Source organism: Streptomyces sp. NPDC050161 (assembly GCF_044460025.1).
In the GTDB taxonomy this organism is placed as follows: Bacteria; Actinomycetota; Actinomycetes; order Streptomycetales; family Streptomycetaceae; genus Streptomyces.
In genome coordinates this window covers 43794-63729 of record NZ_JBITJM010000014.1, presented here as the reverse complement: position 1 = coordinate 63729, position 19936 = coordinate 43794, and the positions used below count along the sequence as shown (strand labels likewise).

The 19936-nt window shown below is 73.5% G+C and carries 14 protein-coding genes and 1 pseudogene; 7 read left to right on the top strand and 8 right to left on the bottom strand.

Translation table 11 applies throughout. The features are described 5' to 3' along the window. Positions 1 to 244 precede the first annotated feature (244 nt). Positions 245 to 1129, bottom strand: coding sequence for an RNA polymerase sigma-70 factor (locus ACIBK8_RS22710; protein ID WP_399043616.1), 885 nt, complete (start codon positions 1127 to 1129; stop codon positions 245 to 247). A 187-nt stretch (positions 1130 to 1316) separates the two neighbouring features. Between ACIBK8_RS22710 and ACIBK8_RS22705 the strand changes: the two genes are divergently transcribed. Further along, positions 1317 to 2198, top strand: coding sequence for an alpha/beta fold hydrolase (locus tag ACIBK8_RS22705; RefSeq protein ID WP_399043615.1), 882 nt, complete (start codon positions 1317 to 1319; stop codon positions 2196 to 2198). On the opposite strand, the gene ACIBK8_RS22700 is transcribed toward ACIBK8_RS22705, so the two are convergent. Then, positions 2156 to 2560: a VOC family protein gene (locus tag ACIBK8_RS22700; RefSeq protein ID WP_399043614.1), complete on the bottom strand. Its 405-nt coding sequence runs from the start codon at positions 2558 to 2560 to the stop codon at positions 2156 to 2158. The two genes, ACIBK8_RS22705 and ACIBK8_RS22700, sit on opposite strands and share 43 nt — an antisense overlap. A gap of 223 nt (positions 2561 to 2783) precedes the next feature. Here ACIBK8_RS22700 and ACIBK8_RS22695 point away from each other — a divergent pair, with 223 nt between their 5' ends. Both ACIBK8_RS22695 and ACIBK8_RS22690 read left to right on the top strand, forming a co-directional pair. After that, positions 2784 to 4364 carry an alkaline phosphatase D family protein gene (locus ACIBK8_RS22695; protein ID WP_399043613.1) on the top strand — a complete coding sequence of 527 codons (1581 nt, stop codon included), beginning with the start codon at positions 2784 to 2786 and terminating at the stop codon, positions 4362 to 4364. Positions 4365 to 4447: 83 nt separating this feature from the next. Continuing rightward, positions 4448 to 5836 (top strand): GNAT family N-acetyltransferase, encoded by a 1389-nt coding sequence (locus ACIBK8_RS22690; protein ID WP_399043612.1) that lies wholly within the window; start codon positions 4448 to 4450, stop codon positions 5834 to 5836. 71 nt (positions 5837 to 5907) lie between these two features. On the opposite strand, the gene ACIBK8_RS22685 is transcribed toward ACIBK8_RS22690, so the two are convergent. Beyond that, positions 5908 to 6525 carry an MSMEG_1061 family FMN-dependent PPOX-type flavoprotein gene (locus tag ACIBK8_RS22685; protein ID WP_399043611.1) on the bottom strand — a complete coding sequence of 206 codons (618 nt, stop codon included), beginning with the start codon at positions 6523 to 6525 and terminating at the stop codon, positions 5908 to 5910. Between the two features lie 142 nt (positions 6526 to 6667). Between ACIBK8_RS22685 and ACIBK8_RS22680 the strand changes: the two genes are divergently transcribed. The 3 genes from ACIBK8_RS22680 (at position 6668) to ACIBK8_RS22670 (ending at position 10159) form a co-directional block, all read left to right on the top strand. Next, complete coding sequence (locus ACIBK8_RS22680; protein ID WP_399043610.1) at positions 6668 to 7309, top strand: TetR/AcrR family transcriptional regulator; 642 nt, start codon at positions 6668 to 6670, stop codon at positions 7307 to 7309. 23 nt (positions 7310 to 7332) lie between these two features. Continuing rightward, the gene (locus tag ACIBK8_RS22675) at positions 7333 to 8370 is read left to right on the top strand and encodes an NAD-dependent epimerase/dehydratase family protein (RefSeq protein ID WP_399043609.1); all 1038 of its coding nucleotides are present in this window, start codon (positions 7333 to 7335) and stop codon (positions 8368 to 8370) included. Positions 8371 to 8467: 97 nt separating this feature from the next. Further along, positions 8468 to 10159 (top strand): DUF885 domain-containing protein, encoded by a 1692-nt coding sequence (locus ACIBK8_RS22670; protein ID WP_399043608.1) that lies wholly within the window; start codon positions 8468 to 8470, stop codon positions 10157 to 10159. A 138-nt stretch (positions 10160 to 10297) separates the two neighbouring features. On the opposite strand, the gene ACIBK8_RS22665 is transcribed toward ACIBK8_RS22670, so the two are convergent. From ACIBK8_RS22665 to ACIBK8_RS22645, 5 genes are all read right to left on the bottom strand, one after another. Beyond that, a complete protein-coding gene (locus tag ACIBK8_RS22665; RefSeq protein ID WP_399043607.1) occupies positions 10298 to 13465 on the bottom strand; it encodes an AAA family ATPase in 3168 nt (1055 codons plus the stop codon). Next, positions 13462 to 14628: an exonuclease SbcCD subunit D gene (locus ACIBK8_RS22660; RefSeq protein ID WP_399043606.1), complete on the bottom strand. Its 1167-nt coding sequence runs from the start codon at positions 14626 to 14628 to the stop codon at positions 13462 to 13464. The genes ACIBK8_RS22665 and ACIBK8_RS22660 overlap by 4 nt, the downstream gene beginning before the upstream one ends. A 114-nt stretch (positions 14629 to 14742) precedes the next feature. Next, positions 14743 to 15924 carry a bifunctional 2-methylcitrate synthase/citrate synthase gene (locus tag ACIBK8_RS22655; RefSeq protein ID WP_399043605.1) on the bottom strand — a complete coding sequence of 394 codons (1182 nt, stop codon included), beginning with the start codon at positions 15922 to 15924 and terminating at the stop codon, positions 14743 to 14745. A 19-nt stretch (positions 15925 to 15943) separates the two neighbouring features. Continuing rightward, positions 15944 to 16849 (bottom strand): methylisocitrate lyase, encoded by a 906-nt coding sequence (gene prpB, locus ACIBK8_RS22650; protein ID WP_399043604.1) that lies wholly within the window; start codon positions 16847 to 16849, stop codon positions 15944 to 15946. After that, entirely contained in the window at positions 16849 to 18357 is a 1509-nt protein-coding gene (locus ACIBK8_RS22645; RefSeq protein WP_399043603.1) for an MmgE/PrpD family protein, read from the bottom strand. Before ACIBK8_RS22645 ends, prpB begins: the two co-directional genes overlap by 1 nt. A 206-nt stretch (positions 18358 to 18563) precedes the next feature. Here ACIBK8_RS22645 and ACIBK8_RS22640 point away from each other — a divergent pair. Then, positions 18564 to 19922: pseudogene (locus ACIBK8_RS22640) on the top strand (short-chain fatty acyl-CoA regulator family protein); the annotation flags it as partial. Positions 19923 to 19936: the final 14 nt, after the last annotated feature.

Below are 19936 nucleotides of genomic sequence, written 5' to 3'. Positions count from 1 at the left end.
GGCGGTCCGGTTATGAGCGCTTCTTTATTAAAGGTTGTTGCAGTATGCCGACGATATGTGCGCCCTCACCCTTGGTCAAGACCAATACGGGATCCGTTACGCGGACAGGACGGGTGAGCGCACCGGGGCCACCGGTCGGCCGCCGGTCAGGCGGGCGTGGCAGCGCGCCCCGGCCGCCTTGGTGACGGCGAGGGGCGTGCGGGTGACGGCGGGCGCGGTGGGGCCGGTGGCGGCCCGCGGCCGGTCAGGTCCGGGTGAGCGAGACGAGCTTGTCGGGGTTGCGGACGACGTAGACGGTCTGGATCCGCCCGTCGGCGACGTCGAGCTGGATGACGGAGTCCGGCCGGCCGCCGCGGTGGGCCAGGATCGCGATGCCGCCGTTGAGTTCGACGAGGGCGTACTCCATGCCGGCCAGTCCGGTCCTGGTGACGCCGATGAGGAAGCGGCTCACCTTGTCCGCGGTTTCGATGATCCGCAGCGGCGCCTTGGCCTTGCCGCCGCTGTCGCCGACCAGTCGCGCGTCCTCGGCCAGCAGTCCGACGAGACCGGCCAGGTCCTCGCCGGCCGCCGCCGCCATGAACCGCTCGGTCAGGTCACGCTGCCGCTGGGGATCGACGTCGAAGCGCGGCCGACCGTCCTCGACGTGGCGCCGGGCCCGACCCGCCAGTTGGCGCACCGCGGGTTCGCTGCGGTCGAGGACGGCGGCGATCTCCGCGTAGGGGTAGCCGAACGCCTCGCGCAGCACGAACACCGCGCGCTCCAGCGGGGAGAGCGACTCCATCACGACGAGCAGGGCGAGGGTGACGGACTCGGCGAACACCGCGCGCTCCACGGTGTCGGGCGCGGCCACGCCGCTGTCGGTGGCCAGTGGTTCGGGCAGCCAGGGTCCGACATACGACTCGCGGCGTGCCTGGACCTGCCGCAGGCGGTCGATGGCCAGCCGGGTGGTGACGCGCACCAGATAGGCGCGCGGTTCGCGGACGTCGGAGCGGTCGGTGGCCGACCAGCGCAGCCAGGCTTCCTGGACGACGTCCTCGGCGTCGGCCACCCGGCCGAGCATGCGGTAGGCGACGCCGTGCAGCACCGGGCGGTGCTCTTGGAAGACTTCGGTCGCGTGGTCGGTCAGCACTCCTTCATCCCAGCGCCCCGCGGACGCCGTGTCCAGCGGAAATCGTGGTGGGGCGGGGCGTGGCCACGTGGTGTTCGGCACAGTGCCCGCCGTCTCGCGGCCGGGTCCGCCACCCGCCGTACCGCCCGGTAGCTCTTGCTGGCATGGTGTGCCCCCACGAACCGCCGCGATTCTCCGAGGAGTTGCCATGGCCGTCCCGGTCTCCTTCGCCCGCGTCAGCCCCGCAGGGCGCCCGCCGTTCACGGTGGCCTACGAGCGCAAGGGCGCGGGCGAACCGATCGTGCTGCTGCACGGCGTCGGCCATCACCTCCAGGCGTGGCGGCCGGTCTGCGACATCCTGGCCGCCTCGCACGAGGTCATCGCCCTGGACCTGCCGGGTTTCGGCGTCTCACCCGCGCTGCCGGGCGGCACGTCGTACGGCCTGGAGAGCGTGCTGCCGCTGCTCACCGCGGCCTTCGCGGAGCTGGGCGTCGAACGGCCGCACGTGGTGGGCAATTCCCTGGGCGGGCTGCTCGCCCTGGAGTTGGGCCGCGCGGGGGCCGTACGGTCCGTCACCGCGCTGTCCCCCGCGGGGTTCTGGACACCGGCCGAGCGGCGTTACGCCTTCGGTCTGCTGCGCGGGATGCGGGCGGGTGCGCGGGCGCTGCCGGAGCCGGTGGTGGCGGCGCTGGCCAGGTCGGCCGTCGGCCGGGTGGCGTTGACCGGGGGCATCTACGCGCATCCGGGGCGGCGTTCGGCCGACGCGGTGGCGGCCGAGACCCGGGCGCTGCGCGAGGCGCCCGGATTTGGGCCGGCGCTGCGGGCGGGCCGCGGGGTGCGGTTCACCGGCGATGTGCCGGATGTGCCGGTGACCATCGCGTGGGGCAGCCGGGACCGGCTGCTGCCGCGCCGCCAGGGGGTGCGCGCGAAGTCCGCGATTCCCGGCGCCCGGCTGGTGCGGCTGCCCCGCTGCGGTCATGTGCCGATGAACGACGATCCGGCGCTGGTGACGCGGGTGGTGCTCGGCACGGTGGGCCGGGAGGCCGCTCAGGCGGGGGCCCAGGCCCGGCGGCAGAGCACCAGCCGGTAGCCGTCGGGGTCCTCCAGGGTGACGCCCCAGGTGTCCCAGTAGGGGTTGTGTGCGGTGACCTGCCGGCCGCCGCACCGTTCCAGCCGGGCGACCAGGTCGTCGGGCACCGGTCCTTCGAGGTAGACGACCAGCAGATCGTCGGGGGTGCCGCCGGTCACGTCCGCGCCCGCGGGGTCGTGGGTCAGCTCCAGGTGCCAGGACGCGTCCGGCCATCCGGCCATCAGCAGGGAGTGTTCGGGGCCGTCCGACGTGTGGCGGAACAGTACGGCGAGCCCGAGTCCCGCGCACCAGAAGCGTTCGGCCGCCGCCAGGTCGCGGCTGGGGCGGGCGATGCGGAGGTGCGCCGATCCGTCGGCCGGCATGGGGAAGCTCCTTCGTCCGGGGCGGCACCGGGCGCCGCGTAGCAGGACCGTAAACGTCGGGCCGCTGTCCTGGCGATCGGCCGGTGGTCTTGCGACCATGGCCCCGCCTCTCGGTCGCGGGGCGTAGGACGGGCGGTGTTCACCGGGTGTTGGGCGGCCGGGAACCGGGGCGCTGTACGAACGGAGCGTCACCCGGAGTCGGTTCGATGTGTGGAGGTACCAGATGGCGCAGGGATTCGGCGGCGGCTTCGGTCGGCGGGCGCTGCTGCGGGGCGGCGCCGCCGGTTCCGCGGCGCTGGCGCTGCCCGCCCTGTCCTGCGCCGCGCCCGCGCAGGCCCGCAGCGGCCGGCCGGCCGCCGAGTGGGGGGCGCAGGTCGGCGACGTGACGACGTCGTCCGGCCTGGTGTGGGTGCGGTCCGACCGGCGGGCCCGGATGGTCGTGGAGACGGCGGCCACCGAGGCGTTCCGCAATGCCAGGACCTGGACGGGTCCTGTCGTCGGGTCCGGCACGGACTTCACGGGTGTGACGGCGCTGCACGGCCTGCCGCCGGGCGAGCAGGTCCACTACCGCGTGCTGCTCGCCGACCCGGACGATCCCCGGCGTACCGGCGAGCCGGTCACCGGCACTTTCAGGACCGCCCCAGCACACCGCGGCCGACGTGCGGGGGTGCGTTTCCTGTGGTCGGGCGATCTGGCGGGCCAGGGCTGGGGCATCAACCCGGACCGGGGCGGCTACCGCGTCTACGAGGACATGCGGCGGCTCGATCCGGACTTCTTCCTGTGCAGCGGCGACAACATCTACGCCGACAGTCCGATCGAGGCGAAGGTGACGCTGCCGGACGGCCGGATCTGGCGGAACGTGACGACCGACGAGAAGGCAAAAGTCGCCGAGACGCTCGCGGAGTTCCGCGGCGCGTTCCGCTACAACCTGCTGGACCGCAATCTGCGCGGGTTCAACGCGCAGGTGCCCACGATCACGCAGTGGGACGACCACGAGGTGCACAACAACTGGTATCCGGGGCAGTTGCTGGACGACGACCGGTACACGGTCAAGGACGCGGACGTCCTCGCGGCGCGGTCGCTGCGGGCGTTCGGCGAGTACTTCCCGATCCGTACGCTCCGCCCCGACCGCGGCGGCCGGGTCTACCGCGTGGTCGGGCACGGTCCGCTGCTCGACGTGTTCGTGCTGGACATGCGCAGCTACCGCAACGCCAACTCGCCGGGACGCCAGACCGACGACCCGCAGGGCATCCTCGGCGCCGAGCAGCTGCGCTGGCTCAAGCGTGAGCTGTCGCGCTCCCGTGCGGTGTGGAAGGTGATCGCGTCCGACATGCCGCTGGGTCTCGTCGTCCCGGACGGCAAGGAGAACTTCGAAGCGGTGGCGCAGGGCGATCCCGGTGCACCGCTGGGCCGGGAGCTGCAACTGGCGGAGCTGCTGCGGCACATCAAGCACGCGCGGGTGACCGGCACGGTCTGGCTGACGACGGACGTGCACTACACGTCGGCGCAGCACTACGCTCCGGAGCGGGCGGCGTTCAAGGACTTCGCGCCGTTCTGGGAGTTCGTTTCGGGCCCGCTGAACGCCGGTGGTTTCCCGGCAGTGAAGCTGGACGGGACCTTCGGTCCGGACCAGCCGTTCGTCAAGGCACCGGACCGGGCCAACACCTCGCCGGACGAGAGCCCGCAGTACTTCGGTGAGATCGACATCGACGGCGGCAGCGGGGAGCTGACCGTACGGCTGCGGCAGGAGGGCGGGAAGGTGTTGTTCAGCAAGGTGCTGCAACCAGGACGGGTAGGACAGTAGAGGCCAATGCGTCGATTGCGTCTTTTACCCGTCGGACACAATACGTTGGCGACCAGGCAACACCGGTCGGCAAGGCTGTCCGCATGACTCGATCCTCCTCTGCCGCGTCCGCCCGCCGCCCGCACTGGCGCCGGGACCTCGTCGAGCTTGCGGCCCTGTTCACCGCGGTCGCCGTGGCCGACGCCGTCGCCAACACCGTGGCGCACGGCCCCTCGGGCCCGGTGACGCTGTGCGTCGCCGCGACCGCGCTGCTGGCCACCGCCGGGTTCCACGTGTGGTGGTCACGCCGCCACGGCCACGCGCCGCCGGCGACCGATACCGGCGCCACGGCGCCGTCCCCCGCGGTGGCCCCCCGGGCAGCCGCGCAGGGGACGGCGCTGTGGCGGATGCGCACCACCGTCCAGGACACCCCGGGCAGCCTCGCCTCCCTGTGCACGGCGCTGGCCGGGCGGGGCGTGGACATCCTCAGCCTGCAGACCCATCCCCTGTCGGCCGGCGCCGTCGACGAGTTCCTGCTGCGCGCGCCGGACACACTGGAGCCCGCCGAGCTGACCCGTACGGTGGCGGGCGCGGGTGGCACGCACACCTGGCTGGAGCGGGCCGACGCGCACGACCTGGTGGACGTGCCGACCCGGATGCTGGGCCTGGCGACGCGGACGGCCCTGGACTCCGCCGAACTTCCGCTGGCTTTGCGCCAGTTGCTGGGACGTTGCACGATTCATTCGGTGCCCGCACGCTCGCTCCCCGGCCGCCCGGCGGCCGAACAGGTGCCTGCCGAGGGCGTTCTGGAGGACCACATCATGAGGTTCCGGGCTCCCTCCGGGGGTTCCCTGACCGTCGAAAGGCCGCAGTTGCCGTTCACTCCCACCGAGTTTGCACGGGTGCGGGCGCTGATCGAGCTGGACACCCGGCTCGGACACCGGGTGCCGCCGCGGCGTGACGTGCTGACGCTGCCCGAGGGCAACGCGCTGACGATCCGCCGGGCCGACCCGGCCGACCGGCAGGCCGCCGTGGAGATGCACGACCGCTGCTCCGCCGCGACCCTCGGGCTGCGCTACCACGGCCCGGTCAGGGACGCCGACAGTTACCTCGGGCATCTGCTCAGCCCGCGGTTCGGGCGCACCCTCGCCGTGGAGAGCGCGTCGGGACGGCTGGTGGCGCTCGGCCATCTGCTGTGGGACGGCGACGAGACCGAGGTGGCGCTGCTGGTGGAGGACGGCTGGCAGCGGCGCGGCATCGGCGCGGAGCTGCTGCGCCGGCTGATGGCGATGGCGTCCGACGCCGGGTGCGAGAGCGTGTACGCGATCACTCAGGCGTCCAACACCGGCATGGTGGCGGCGATGCGGGGACTGGGGCTGCCGCTCGACTACCAGGTCGAGGAGGGCACGCTGGTGATCACCGCGCGCCCGAAGGGTGTTCCGGCGCTGCGCGACGCGGCGGCGCCCGCCCAGGACGGTCCTGCGGGACGCTGAACGCCGGCCGGTGCCGGGCCGCCGGCCGGATCCGGTCTGCGGCGTACGGCCCGGCCGCCCCGTCTCCGGGCTCAGTACCGGTTGACGCGGGCGTCCCTGCGCAGTGCCGCGTCGATCGCCCGTGCCGGGATCTTGGTGCCGCTCTGGCTGCGGACGATCCGTCCGGCGCTCGGCACCGCGCCCTTCTGCGGCCACGAGGCGTGGTCCCACAGCGCCGAGCGCACGAACGCCTTGCTGCAGTGCAGGAAGAGTTCCTCCACCCGTACCTCGACGGCGAGTTCGGGGACCGCGCCCTGCACGGCGAGCCGGGGCAGGTAGGGGGCTTCGGCGACGATCCGGGCGCTTCCGTTGACCCGTATCGTGTCGCCGACGCCGGGGACGAGGAACAGCATGCCGACCTGCGGGCGGCGCAGGATGTTGCGGAAGCTGTCGAGGCGCCGGTTTCCCTTGCGGTCGGCGAAGGCCAGGGTGTGATCGTCGAGCACCAGGACGCTGCCGGGCGGATCCCCGCGCGGCGAGACGTCGCAGGTGCCGTCGTCGTCGGCGGTGGCCAGGAGGAAGAACGGGCTGGCCTCGATGAAGCGGCGGGACTCCGGGTCGATGTGGTCGATGTTCTTCTCGACGACGGCCCGCATCGGTTCGCGGACGTACTCGCGGAGTTCGGATTCATCGCGTAGCACTCTGGTCATGGGTACTCGATCCCCTCCGAGCCATGCCGCACATGGCTGCCGTACTGATACGGGTGCCAGGCATCGCCCAGGTCACGGCACAATTATGAGCAATTACTCGCTTCGGGCGCTACTCGCATTCCCCACCACCCCAGGAGCCCCCATGGCCTCGGACAGGCAGCGGCTGCAACCTCGCAAGCAGCCCCGGCAGGCGCGTGCCGAACTCACCCGGCAGCGCATCCTGGAGGCGGCTGCTCACGTTTTCGCCGACCACGGCTACGCCGCGGGCACCACCAACCGGATCGCCGCCCGCGCCGGGGTGTCGATCGGCTCCCTGTACCAGTACTACCCGAGCAAGGACGCCCTCCTCCTCGCGCTGACGACCGCCCACATCGACTCCGGCATGGCCGCCGCCCGACGCCTCCGGGCCGACGCGCTGCCCGACGCACTCGAAGACATCATCCGCGTCTTCGTACGGACCACCATCGGCAACCACACCGACCACCCCCAGCTGCTGCGCATCCTGCTGGAACAGGCCCCGCGCACCCCCGAGTTGATGGCGAAGATCTACGCGTACGAGGAGGCGAGCGTCGCCTTCGTGGAGGCGCTGCTCGGCCGCCATCCCGAGGTCCGGGTCGGTGACACGCACACCGCGGCCCGTCTTGTCGTCTCGACGATCGAACTCCTCGTCCATCAACTCGTCGCCCCGCCCGCCCCCGTCGACGTCCCCCGCTTCGAGAACGAACTCGTCGCGATGCTCACCCGCTACCTCACCGCGGCCCCCGCCCCCGGGCCGCTCGGCTGAGACCGGTCGCCTAGGCTTTCCCGATGCCTCACGCGCTCATCATCGGCGGCACCGGCATGATCGGCCGTGCCACCGCACTCCGTCTCCTCACCGCCGGCTGGCAGGTGGACGTCACCGGCCGCGACCCCGGCCACCTGCCGCCCGAACTCGCCGCCGCGGGAGCCCGTTTCCGCCGCGCGGACCGTACGGACGCCAACCGCATGCGGGCCGTCATCGGCGACGGCACCGACCTGCTCGTGGACTGCGTCTGCTACACCGCGGCCGACGCCAGGATGCTGCTCCCGTGGGCCAGGGAATCCGGCTCCACGGTGCTGATCTCCAGCAAGGCCGTCTACGTCGACGAGCACGGCAACCACTCCAACTCCGTCACGCCGCCCGACTACGGCGGGCCGGTCCACGAGAGCCAGGCCACCCTGGCCCCGAGTGACATCGACCACCGCTCCCCGGAGGGCTACGGCCCCAACAAGGTCGCGGCCGAGCACGTCGCCCTCGACAGCGGGCTGCCCATCAGCGTGCTGCGCCCGTCCCGGGTGCACGGCGTCGGCGCGGCCAGGCCGCGCGCATGGGTCTTCGTCAAACGGGTCATCGACCGGCGCGCCAGTGTGCTGCTGGCCCGCCGTGGCACCGGCACCGTGCATCCGACGGCGGCGGCCAACATCGCCGCCCTCATCGAAACGGTCGCCCGCAGGCCGGGAGCCCGCATCCTCAACAGCGCCGACCCGGACGCGCCGACGGCGCTCGACATCTCCCGGACCGTCGCCCGGCACCTCGGCCACGACTGGACGGAAGTGCTGCTCGACGCCGACGCCGACGAGGACCTCGGCAGGACTCCCTGGGACGCGCCGCACCCGGTCGTCCTCGACACCTCCGCCGCCGAGCGGCTCGGCTACCGTCCGGCCGGTGACTTCGCCGCCACCGTCGCCGCCGAGCTGGACTGGCTCGTCGAGGCCGCCAGGACCGGGGACCACGCCGGAATCCTGCCCGCCGCCGACGACCCGTATTTCCGCCGGATGTTCCGCTACGACGCCGAGGACGCATATCTCGCGGCACACCGGGCCTGAGCCGGGTGCGCCGGGGAACCCCGCCACAAGGTAAAACGGCCGGAACGCCGGGCCACTTGGTGTGACGCGGAGGGGCCATCCGTACGAAGATGGCGGCATGTCCCAGAACCAAGCTTCCGGCGGGCAGCTGCCCCGCCAGATCTCCGACGCCTACGTCGACGCCCTCATCGAGCTGGACCCGATCACCGGCACCTTCCTCGGCATCCCCGAAAGCTCGGGCAGGCTCCCCGACCTGTCGCCGACCGGCCAGGAGGCGCTGGCCCAGCTCGCCCGTACGACGCTCGACCGGCTCACCGAGGCCGAGGCGCTGCCGGGCGCGGACAGCGCCGCCGAGCAGCGCTGCGCCCGGCTGCTGCGGGAGCGGCTGACCGCCGAACTGGCCGTCCACGAAGCGGGCGAGGGCCTGCGGGCCGTCAGCAATCTGGGCTCGCCGCTGCACCACGTACGCGAGGTGTTCACCGTCACCCCGGCCGAGACCGAAGAGGACTGGGCGGCCATCGCGCAGCGGCTGCGGGCGGTCCCCGGCGCGCTGGAGGGCTACCGCGCCTCCCTCGACGCGGGGCTCCGGCGCGAGCTGCCCGCAGGGCCGCTCCAAGTCACCACCGTGCTCGGCCAGTTGGACGAGTGGATCGGCACGGACCGCAGCTGGTTCGCCGAGTTCGCCGACGGCGGGCCGCAGACGCTGCGCGAGGAGCTGGGCGCGGCGGCCGAGGTCGCGACGGGCGCGCTCGTGGAGCTGCGGGACTGGCTGCGCACCCACTACGCGCCGGCCGTCGAAGGCGCCCCCGACGTGCTGGGCAGGGAGCGCTACGCCCGCCTCGCCCGCTACTACAACGGCGCCGACCTCGACCTGGACGAGGCGTACCGCTACGGCTGGTCGGAGTTCCACCGGCTGCTCGCGGAGATGGAGACGGAGGCCGAGAAGGTGCTGCCCGGGGCCAAGAGCCCCTGGGAGGCGCTGGCCTGGCTCGACGACAACGGCGAGATGGTCGAGGGGGTCGAGGAGACCCGGCAGTGGCTCCAGGACCTGATGGACCAGGCCATCGCTGAGCTGGACGGCACCCACTTCGAACTCGCCGAGCGGGTACGCCGGGTGGAGTCACGGATCGCGCCGGCCGGCAGCGCCGCCGCGCCGTACTACACCCAGCCGTCGCTGGACTTCTCCCGGCCGGGCCGCACCTGGCTGCCGACCATGGGCGAGACCCGCTTCCCGCTGTACGACCTGGTCTCCACCTGGTACCACGAGGGCGTGCCAGGACACCATCTCCAGCTGGCGCAGTGGGCGCACGTCGCGGACGAACTGTCGCGCTACCAGACGACGGTGGGCATGGTCAGCGCCAACGCCGAGGGCTGGGCGCTGTACGCCGAGCGGCTGATGGACGAGCTGGGGTTCCTCGCCAACGCCGAGCGCAGGCTCGGGTACCTCGACGCACAGATGATGCGTGCGGTGCGGGTCATCATCGACATCGGCATGCACCTCCAGCTGGAGATCCCCGCCGACTCGCCCTTCCACCCCGGCGAGCGCTGGACCCCCGAGCTGGCGCACGCCTTCCTCGCGTCCCACTGCAGCCGCCCGGCGGACTTCGTGGAGAGCGAGATCATCCGCTATCAGGGCATCGGCGGCCAGGCCATCGGCTACAAGCTCGGCGAGCGGGTCTGGCTGCGGGGCCGCGAGGCGGCGCGGGCCCGGCACGGCGCGGACTTCGACCTCAAGGCGTGGCACATGGCGGCGCTGTCCCAGGGGTCGCTCGGCCTTGACGACCTGCTCGTCGAGCTGTCCGCGCTCTGAGCTGCTGGCCGGCCACCATCGGGGCGGGTGTGCGGATACCCGATGGTGGCCGGCCACCGCCGTCCGTGGTGTCCACTGACATGACGAGGGACATCACGGCGGAGCGACCGCTCCTCGCCGCTCCCCCGCCGTCGCCGCTCAGCCGGGCACCCGGTGCCTGACGGTCGATCCCGACCGGTTCTTGACGACTTCGAGCTGGGCGGGGATGCGGCCCTTCAGGTCGGCGACATGGCTGACGATGCCGACGCTGCGGTCGCGTTCGCGCAGCCCGTCGAGGACGTCCAGGACCTCGTCCAGGGTCTGCTCGTCGAGGCTGCCGAACCCCTCGTCGATGAAGAGGGTGTCGAGACGGGTGCCGCCCGCCTCGTCGGTGACGACGTCGGCCAGGCCGAGTGCCAGCGCCAGCGAGGCGAAGAAGGTCTCGCCGCCGGAGAGGCTTGAGGTGTCCCGTTCCTGCCCCGTCCAGGCGTCGATGACGTGCAGGCCGAGTCCGGAGCGCCGGGTGCCGCCGGAGCGTTCGTCGGAGTGCACGAGGGTGTAGCGGCCGGATGACATCTTGTGCAGCCTGGCACCGGCGGCTGCGGCGACCTGTTCGAGCCGGGCGGCCAGGACGTACGACTCCAGGCGCATCCGCCGCTCGTTCTCGGCCGATGTGCCGGAGGTGAGGGTGGCGAGCCGGGCGATGAGGTCGTATTCGGCGCGCAGCGGGGCGAGTTGGCGGGTGTCGGCGGTGGCCCGTGCGGAGAGCCGGTCCAGTTCGGCGCAGCGGTCGCGGGCGGCCTCGTACGCCGCGGTGGCGGTCCGCAGCCGGTGGCCCGCGCGCTCCAGTGCGTCGCGCGCGGCGTCCGGGTCGGCGGCGGGCAGCGCAGCCGCCGCACCGGCCTGCGGATCGGCCAACTCGGCGTGGACGGCGGTCGATTCGGCCTGCCAGGTGTCGACGCGTTCCTGGAGGGCGCGCCATTCGGTGTCCGTCAGCTGCGCGTCGGCAGCGGCCCGGGGGGTGTCGAAGCCGGCCTGCTTCGCGGCGTCGGTCAGGGCCGCTCCGGTCTCCTCCAGACGGGCGGACGCCAGGCCGGCGGCGCGGGCGGCCTCCGCGGCGTCGGCGAGCCGCGTCACCCGGCTCTCCAGGAGGCGGGCCCGCTCGGCGACGCTCGCGCAGTCCCCGCGTGCCTGCGTCAACTGCTCGTCCAGGGCCGCGCTTTCGCGGTCCAGCGCCTCACGCTGCGAGGTGCGGGCGGCGGCTCTGCGTTCGGCCTGCTGCTGTGCGGTGCGGCGGCGTTCGTATTCGCGCTCGGCGCGGTCGAGCGCTTCGCGTGCGGCGTGCAGGTCGGCGCCGGCGGCGTGCTCCCGTGCGTGGTCGGCCCGCAACTGTTCGACGTGCGCGGCGAGTTCGGCGGCTGGGGTGTCGCCTGCCGTGGCGGTGGCGCCGGCCAGTGCCTCCTTGACGGCCTGCCGGTGCCGCTCGGCCTCCTGGCGCGACTCCTCGCGGGTGTGGTGGGCGGCGAGCGCGGCTTCCTCGGCCGCCCGGTCGACGTGCCCGGCTCCGGCGCGGGCGGGCGCGGGGTGCGCGGTGGCGCCGCACACCGCGCAGGGGTCGCCGTCGCGCAGCCCGTCGGCGAGTTCGGCGGCGATGCCGCGCAGCCTGCGGTCTTTGAGGTCGAGCCAGTGCTCGCGGGCGGCGGCCGACCGTTCCCTGGCGGTGAGCAGTTCCGCATCGGCGGTGCGGGCGTCACCGGCCAGCCGGTCGCGGCTGCGGGCGGCGTCCAGGCGTTCCTGGGCGGGGTCGATGCGGGCCCGCAGCTGTTCGGCGCGGGCGGCGGCCTCCTGGGCCGTCTCGATGCGGCGCCTGAGTGCTTGGCGGGTGGTGTCCCAGCCGGTGAGCCACTGTGCGGCGTCCAGCAGCGCCTGGTCGTCGGCGCGTGCCTCGCGGTCGATTCCGGCGCGCTCGGCGGCGATGTCCGCGGCCCGGTGTTCGGCGCGCCGGGCCGCGGTGAGCGAGCCGAGGTCCTCGCGTGAGCGGCGTTCCAGGGCGGCGAGCCGGTCGCCGTCGGCGCGGGTGAGGTCGGCGGGCAGCAGGGAGCGGCGGTGCTGTTCGGCGCGCAGGGCGGTGTCGTGTTCCCTCCTGGCGGCGTCGTGCAGGGCGAGTGCGGGCGCGACATCGGCGGCGGCCCTGGCGCGTGCCAGCCGGGTGCGGGCGTGCTCGCAGGCGTCGGCCGTGGCGTCGAGCTGCGCGGCGCGGCGGCGGGCGGTGGCGTACCGCTGCTGGAGCCGGTCGCGTTCGCGGGCTTCGTCGAACTGCTCGGCGGCGGCCCGCTCCGCCGTCTCCGCCGCCCGTACGGCGGTGTGCGCGCCCGTCAGCCGTTCGCGTGCGCTCACCCTGGCGACCGCGGCGCGGACGAGGACGGCTTCGGCGAAGCCCGGCTCTCCCGGGCCCGGCGCGGCTTCGGGTGCCGGTGCGGCGGCGGTACGGGGCGAGGGGCGGCCACCGGCGGCGGCCTGGCCGGGGATGCGCGTGCCCGCCGGTTGCCGTGTCCGGCCGCCGGAGCGGTCCCGTGCGGCGGGGTCGGGGGCCGCGGCGCCCGGTGCGGGGAGCGACGGGTCGGCGAGGTCGGCGCAGTCGCCCGCCGCCTGGGTCAGGCGGTGGGCCAGCGCGAGGAGTTGGTCGTCACCGGCGGCGACGCGGTCGGCGGCGGCCTTGCGGCGGGCGCCGAGACGCTCTTCGAGCGCGGCGAACCTGCGGGTGTCGAAGAGCCGGCCGAGCAGCCGGGCGCGGGATTCCGCGTCGGCGCGCAGGAAGCGGGCGAAGTCGCCCTGCGGCAGCAGCACCACCTGGCAGAACTGCTCCTTGCTCATCCCGATGAGCTGGCCGATCTCCTCGCCGATCTCCTGGTGGGACCGGCTGAGCGCCTTCCAGTGGCCCGCCGCTCCGTCCCCCTGTCCTGGCACGTACTCGCGCAGCAGGCTCTGCGCCTTCTCTTTGGTCGTGCCGGTGCCGCGTTTCTTGGGGCGGGTCTGCTCGGGCAGCCGGGTCAGCTCCAACCGGCGTTCCGCGACGGTCAGTTCGAGGACGACCTCGGTGAGCGTGAACGGGTCGGCGAGGTCGCTGCGGAGCGCCTGGCCGCTCTGCCTGGCGCCCGGCACCGAGCCGTACAGCGCGAAGCACACAGCGTCCAGGACGGAGGTCTTGCCCGCGCCGGTCGGCCCGTGGAGGAGGAAGAGGCCGTCTCGCGAGAGCCGGTCGAAGTCGACGGTCTGGGTGGCGCCGAACGGCCCGAAGGCGGTGACGGCGAGCCGGTGCAGCCTCATCGGGCCACCTCGTTCACCGTGTCGTCGAGCCGTACGTCGTCGATCGCCGACCGCAGCACGGCGCGCTCCTGTGCGTCGGCGGCGCGCCCTGACCGCACGTGTTCCACGAAGTCCTCGGCGATCTCCTGGTCGCTGCGTCCGCGCAGCCGCTGGGCGTACGAGGCGAGCGAGGTGGCGGGCCCCTCGTCGGGGTCGAAGACGAGGCTGACGATGTGCGGGAAGCGCTCGGTGAGGCGGGCCATCGGCTCGTGCGGGCGTACCGGGTCGGTGAGCGTCGCCTCCACCCATGCCGTGGTGTGGCGGTCCAGGTCCGGGTCGTCGAGCAGGGTTTCCAGGGGGCCGCGGACGCGGGCCAGCGGGCGGGGCACCGGGCAGTCGATCCGTTCGGCGTGCACCGTGCCGTCCGCGTCGAGGTCGATGAGCCAGGAGGACTTGCGGTGATCGGCCTCGGAGAAGGAGTAGGCGAGCGGGGATCCTGAGTAGCGGACGCGGTCGGTGAGCGCCTGGCAGCCGTGCAGATGCCCGAGCGCCGCGTAGTCCACGCCGTCGAACACGGACGCCGGGACGGAGGCGACGCCGCCGACGGTGAGGTCGCGCTCGCTGTCGCTGACGGTGCCGCCGGTGACGAAGGCGTGCGCGAGCACCACGGACCGTGTCCCGGCCGGGCGGGCGGCCAGGTCCGCGCGGACCCGGTCCATGGCGGCGCCCAGGACCTCGGTGTGCCCGGCTCGGGGGGCGCCGAGGGTGTCGCGTACCAGGGCGGGTTCCAGGTAGGGCAGTCCGTAGAACGCGACGGGGCCGTGCGCGTCGTCGAGGAGTACCGGGTCGGCGCAGTGTTCCGGGTCGGTCCGCAGGTGGATGCCGGCCTTTTCCATGAGCCCCGAGCCGACGCCCAGCCGGCGGGCGGAGTCGTGGTTGCCGGAGATCATGACGGTGGGGACGCCGAGGCCGGCGAGGCGGTGCAGGGCGCTGTCGAACAGCTCGACGGCGGCGAGCGGCGGCACGGCCCGGTCGTAGACGTCCCCGGCGACGAGTACCGCGTCGACCGCGCGGTCACGGACCGTCGCCACGAGGTGATCGAGGTAGCTGCGCTGGGCGTCCAGCAGGCTCACGCGGTGGAAGGCGCGGCCCAGATGCCAGTCGGAGGTGTGCAGGATCCTCACAACACCGCTCCGACCTGCATGTTTACCGCTCCTCCTGTGCCGTGCCCCGTACGGAACCTGCACGGGTACCGCGGTCAGCACCGACCACGTTAGCGCCGGCCGCCGCCGGGTCCGTCACCGACCTCGGTTTCCCGCCCGTGCCGGGGGCAGGACCGGCGCGCTACGGGCGGCCGGTACGGCCCGCTGCCCCGGGCCGTCGTAGGAGGCGAGCGGCCTGATGAGCGCGTTGTGGGCCAGCTGTTCCGTGATGTGGGCGCTCCAGCCGGTGATGCGGCTCATCACGAAGAGCGGGGTGAAGGTGGGGGTGTCGAAGCCCATCAGGTGGTAGGCCAAGCCCGCCGGGTAGTCGAGGTTCGGGTGGATGCCCTTCCGGGCGAGCACGGCGGTGCGCAGGGCACTGTGGAGTGCGCCGAGACGGGTGGCTTCGGGGTCGGCGGCGCGGGCCACCAGGCGGTCCAGGGCCTCCTGCATGATCGGTACGCGGGAGTCGCCGTGCCGGTAGACGCGGTGTCCGAAGCCCATGATCTTCCGTCGGCCGGCCAGGGCCGCGTCCAGCCACTCCCCGGCCCGGTCCGGGTCGCCGATCTCCTCCAGCATGTGCATCACGGCCTCGTTGGCGCCGCCGTGCAGCGGGCCTTTGAGTGCGCCGATCGCGGCGGTGACGGCGCTGTGCAGGTCGGAGAGGGTGGAGGTCACCACGCGTGCGGTGAACGTCGAGGCGTTGAAGCTGTGTTCGGCGTAGAGCACGAGGGAGATCTCGAAGCAGCGGACCACTTCGGGGGCGGGCACGCTGCCGAAGCACATCTGGAAGAAGTTCTCCGCGTACCCGAGTCCGGGGTCGGGGAGGATCGGGCCGAGGCCCCGGCGGCGGCGCTGGTCGGCGGCGACCACGGTCGGCAGCTTCGCCAGCAGGGCCAGGGACTTGGCGCGGTTGGCGGCGGGGCTGCCGTCGTCCTCGGTGGGGTCCTCGGCGCCGAAGACGCTCACGGCGGTGCGCAGCACGTCCATGGGGTGGCAGGTTTCGGGCAGCCGGCGCAGCAGCTCGGACGTGGTGCGGTCCAGCGGGCGCAGGGCGCGTTCGCGGGCCCGGAAGTCCCGCAGCCGTCCCGGGCCGGGGAGTTCGCCGTACCACAGCAGGTGGGCGACCTCCTCGAAGGAGCGGTGTGCGGCCAGGTCCTGGACGGGGTAGCCGCGGTAGGTGAGGGAGTTGGTCTCCTGGATGACGGTGGAGATGCCGGTGGTGTCGGCGACGACGCCGGCGAGCCCCCGGTGGATCCGGGGCGTGACGGTGGTCATGGTGGGTGTCTCCGGTGCGTCAGGTGCCGGGCGGGAGGGTGAAGTCGAAGACGGCCGCGTCGAAGGCGGTGTACGCCTCGTAGCCGAGGAGTTCGTAGAGCCGGGAGCGGGTCTGCATGCGCGGCAGCAGGGATTCCTGGGTGCCGTCGGCTGCGAGGGTGCGCAGGCCGTCCTCCATGGCGCCCATGGCCAGGCGCAGCAGGGTGACCGGGTAGAGGGCGATGTCGTAGCCGAGGTTCTGCAGGGTGTGTGCGTCGAGCAGGCGGCCCTTGCCGAACTCGGTCATGTTGGCGAGCAGGGGCACCGGGACGGCCTCGCGGAACGCCGCGAACTCGGCCTCGTCGGCGAGGGCTTCGGGGAAGACCGCGTCGGCGCCGGCGTCGACGTACGCCTTCGCCCGGTCGATGGCCGCGTCCAGGCCCTCGACGGCGCGGGCGTCGGTGCGGGCCATCAGCAGGAAGCCGGGGTCGCGGCGGGCGTCGACGGCGGCCCGGATGCGGCGGGTCATCTCCTCGCGCGGTACGACGGTCTTGCCGTCGAGGTGGCCGCAGCGCTTGGGGTTGACCTGGTCCTCCAGGTGGAGTCCGGCCAGTCCCGCGTCCTCCATGAGCTGGACGGTGCGGGCCGCGTTCATCGGTTCGCCGAAGCCGGTGTCGGCGTCGATGAGGACGGGCAGGTCGGTGGCGCGGGTCGTCTGCTGGGCGCGGGCGGCGATCTCGGTGGATGTGGTCAGGCCGATGTCGGGCAGGCCCAGGTCGGCGGCGAGTACGGCGCCGGAGAGGTAGGCGGCCTCGAAGCCGGTGTCCTGGATGAGGCGGGCGGAGAGCGGGTTGAGGGCGCCCGGCACGGTCAGCAGGCGGCCGGTGGCGAGCCGCTCGCGCAGCGCGCGGCGGCGCCCGGCGGGGGTGGTGCGGGTGTGCAGCATCAGAACAGTCCCTTCGGCAGGCCCGCGTCGTACGCGGCGACGGCGTCGGTGTCGACGGCGGGGAACAGCCCGTCGAGGTCGGGGGCGGTCAGCTCGGCCAGGTGTGCGGCGGCGGCCAGGAAGCGGTCCTGGCCGTCCGGCGTGACGATGCCGTCGGCGAGGGTGCGGAACTTGCCTTCGTAGGCGGGGCGGTCGAAGGGCCGGGCGCCGGCCGGGTGGGCATCGGCGACGGCGAGTGCGTCCTCGACGACCGTGCCGTCGTCGAGGGTGATCACCGCGCGTCCGCCGAAGGCACGGCGGCTCGGGTCGGGGTCGTGGTAGCGGCGGGTCCACTCCGGGTCCTCGACCGTCGTGATCTTCTGCCACAGCCCGACCGTGTCCGGGCGGCGGGCGCGCTCGGGTGCGTAGGACCGCTCGTGGTGCCAGGCGCCGTCCTGGAGGGCGACGGCGAAGATGTAGGGCACGGAGTGGTCGAGGGTCTCGCGGCTCGCGGTGGGGTCGTACTTCTGCGGATCCCGCGCGCCGGAGCCGATCACGTGATGGGTGTGGTGGCTGGTGTGCAGGACGACCGAGCGCACCTGCTCCAGCGGGCCGGTCCGCTCGCGCAGCCGCCGTGCCAGGTCGATGACCGCCTGGGCCTGGTATTCGGCGGAGTGCTCCTTGGTGTACGTGTCGAGGATCGCGCGGCGCGGTTCGCCCGGTTCCGGGAGGCTGACGGTGTAGTCGGCGCCGGGCCCTTCGAGCATCCAGGCCAGGAAGCCGTCCTCGCCCTCGTAGACCGGGGACGGGGAGGTCTCGCCGCGCATCGCCCGGTCCACGGCCTCGACGGCGGCCTTGCCGGCAAAGGCGGGTGCGTACGCCTTCCAGCTGGATATCTCGCCCTTGCGGGACTGCCGGGTCGCGGTGGTGGTGTGCACCGTCTGCTGCACGGCCTGGTACACCGTCTCCGTCGGCAGCCGCAGCAGGGCGCCGATGCCGCAGGCGGTGGCGGCGCCGAGGTGGGCGATGTGGTCGATGCGGTGCGCGTGCAGGCAGATGCCCTTGACCAGGGCGACGTGGATCTCGTACGCGGCGACGACGGCGCGCAGCAGGTCGGCGCCGGTGCGTCCGGTGTGCTGGGCGACGGCGAGCAGCGGCGGGATGTTGTCGCCGGGGTGGGAGTAGTCGGCCGCCAAGTAGGTGTCGTGGTAGTCGAGTTCCCGCACGGCGGTGCCGTTGGACCAGGCGGCCCACTCCGGCGAGACCCTGGCGCGGGAGCCGAAGACCGCGGCGCCGGGGGCGGCGGCGCGGTGGGCGGTGGCCTGGGCGCGGGCGACGGCGACCGGGCGGCGCGTCAGGGAGGCGACGGCGACCGCGGCGTTGTCGATGACCCGGTTGACGGCCATGGTGACGCTGCCGGTGTCCAGTTCGTCGGTTGCGGTGGCCACCGAAGCGAGCTTCCAGGCGAGTTGCTCCTGACGCGGGAGCCGGTCGGCGCTGGGACGGACGCGGACGTGGTGCTCGATCACGGGGCTCCTCGTGGGTCGGCGTTCCTGTGGTGGTGACAGGAGTGAGACTGCCCGGTGGGCGGTGGGCGGGACACCGTTCCCGGGTGCGGAATCCGTACCCGGCCGGGTCGCGAAGCTGCGGACGTTGCGAATTCTGCGGATGCTACGTTCACCTCCACAGCCGCCGTGGCACCACCGCCCTGCGGCTCACGACGGGGAGGTCCGCCATGGCCGGGCGACCGGCAGGCCGCAAGGTCTACGCGCACGCCAAGCTGCGCCGCCTGCGCAGGGAACACGGCATGAACCAGGTGGACATGGCCCGCGCGCTGGGCATCTCCACCAGCTACGCCAACCAGATCGAGCAGAGCCAACGCCCGCTGACGGTTCCGGTGCTGCTGCGGATCGCCGAGGTCTTCGGCGTCGACACGGAGTTCTTCTCCGAGGCCGACGAGGACCGTCTCGCCACCGATCTGCGGACCGCCCTCGCGGACGAGGCGTGCGGGGCGCCACTGCCCGCCGCCGAGGAGATCACCGAGGCGGCCCGCGACCACCCGGAGGTGGCCCGCGCCCTGGTCGCCCTGCACCGCCGCTACCGCGACGCCGCCGAACGGGCCGCCGTGCTCGCCGCGCCGGACGCGTCCGGACCGCCGCTGCTCCCGGGCGAACCGCATGACGAGGTCCGCGACTTCTTCTACGCCCACCACAACCACTTCGCCGCGCTGGACGCCGAGGCGGAGCGCATCGCCGGTGCCATGGAACTGGCGCCTGGCCTGGCGTCCGTGCCGCTCACCGCGCGCCTCGCCGAACGGCACGGCGTCCGGGTGGTCAGGGCCGCCGCGCAGCGCTCGTCCGACGCCCGGCGCTACGACCGGGACACCGGGCTGCTGTTCCTGTCCCCGTGGCTCAGCGACGGCCGGCGCGCCTTCCAGCTCGCCACCCAGCTCGCCCTGCTGGAGCAGGGGCCGCTGCTGGCCCAACTAGCGGCCAGTGCCCAGGAGTTGACCTCACCGGATTCGGTGGCGCTGGCCCGCATCGGCCTGGCGAACTACTTCGCGGGCGCGCTCCTGATGCCGTACACCGCCTTCCACGCGGCGGCCGAAGAGGCGGGCTACGACATCGAGTTGCTGTCGGCGCGCTTCGGCGTCGGCTTCGAGACGGTCTGCCACCGCCTGAGCACCCTCCAGCGCACCGGCCGCCGGGGCGTGCCGTTCTCCTTCCTGCGGGTCGACCGGGCCGGAAACATCTCCAAGCGGCAGTCGGCGACGGACTTCCACTTCTCCCGGCTGGGCGGCACCTGCCCGCTGTGGACGGTGTACGAGGCGTTCTCCGCGCCCGGCCGGATACTGACGCAGGTCGCCGAAATGCCGGACGGCAAGCGGTACTTCTGGATCGCACGGACCCTCACCCGCGGCGGATACGGCCACCGCGCCCCGCGCGCCGAGTTCGCCCTCGCGCTCGGCTGCGAACTGCGCCATGCGCACCGTCTCGTCTATGCCGACGGTGTCGCGCTGGACGGCGCCCGCGCGGCCACCCCGATCGGCCTGGGCTGCCGGATCTGCGAGCGCCGCGACTGCGCGCAGCGGGCACGGCCCCCGGCCGG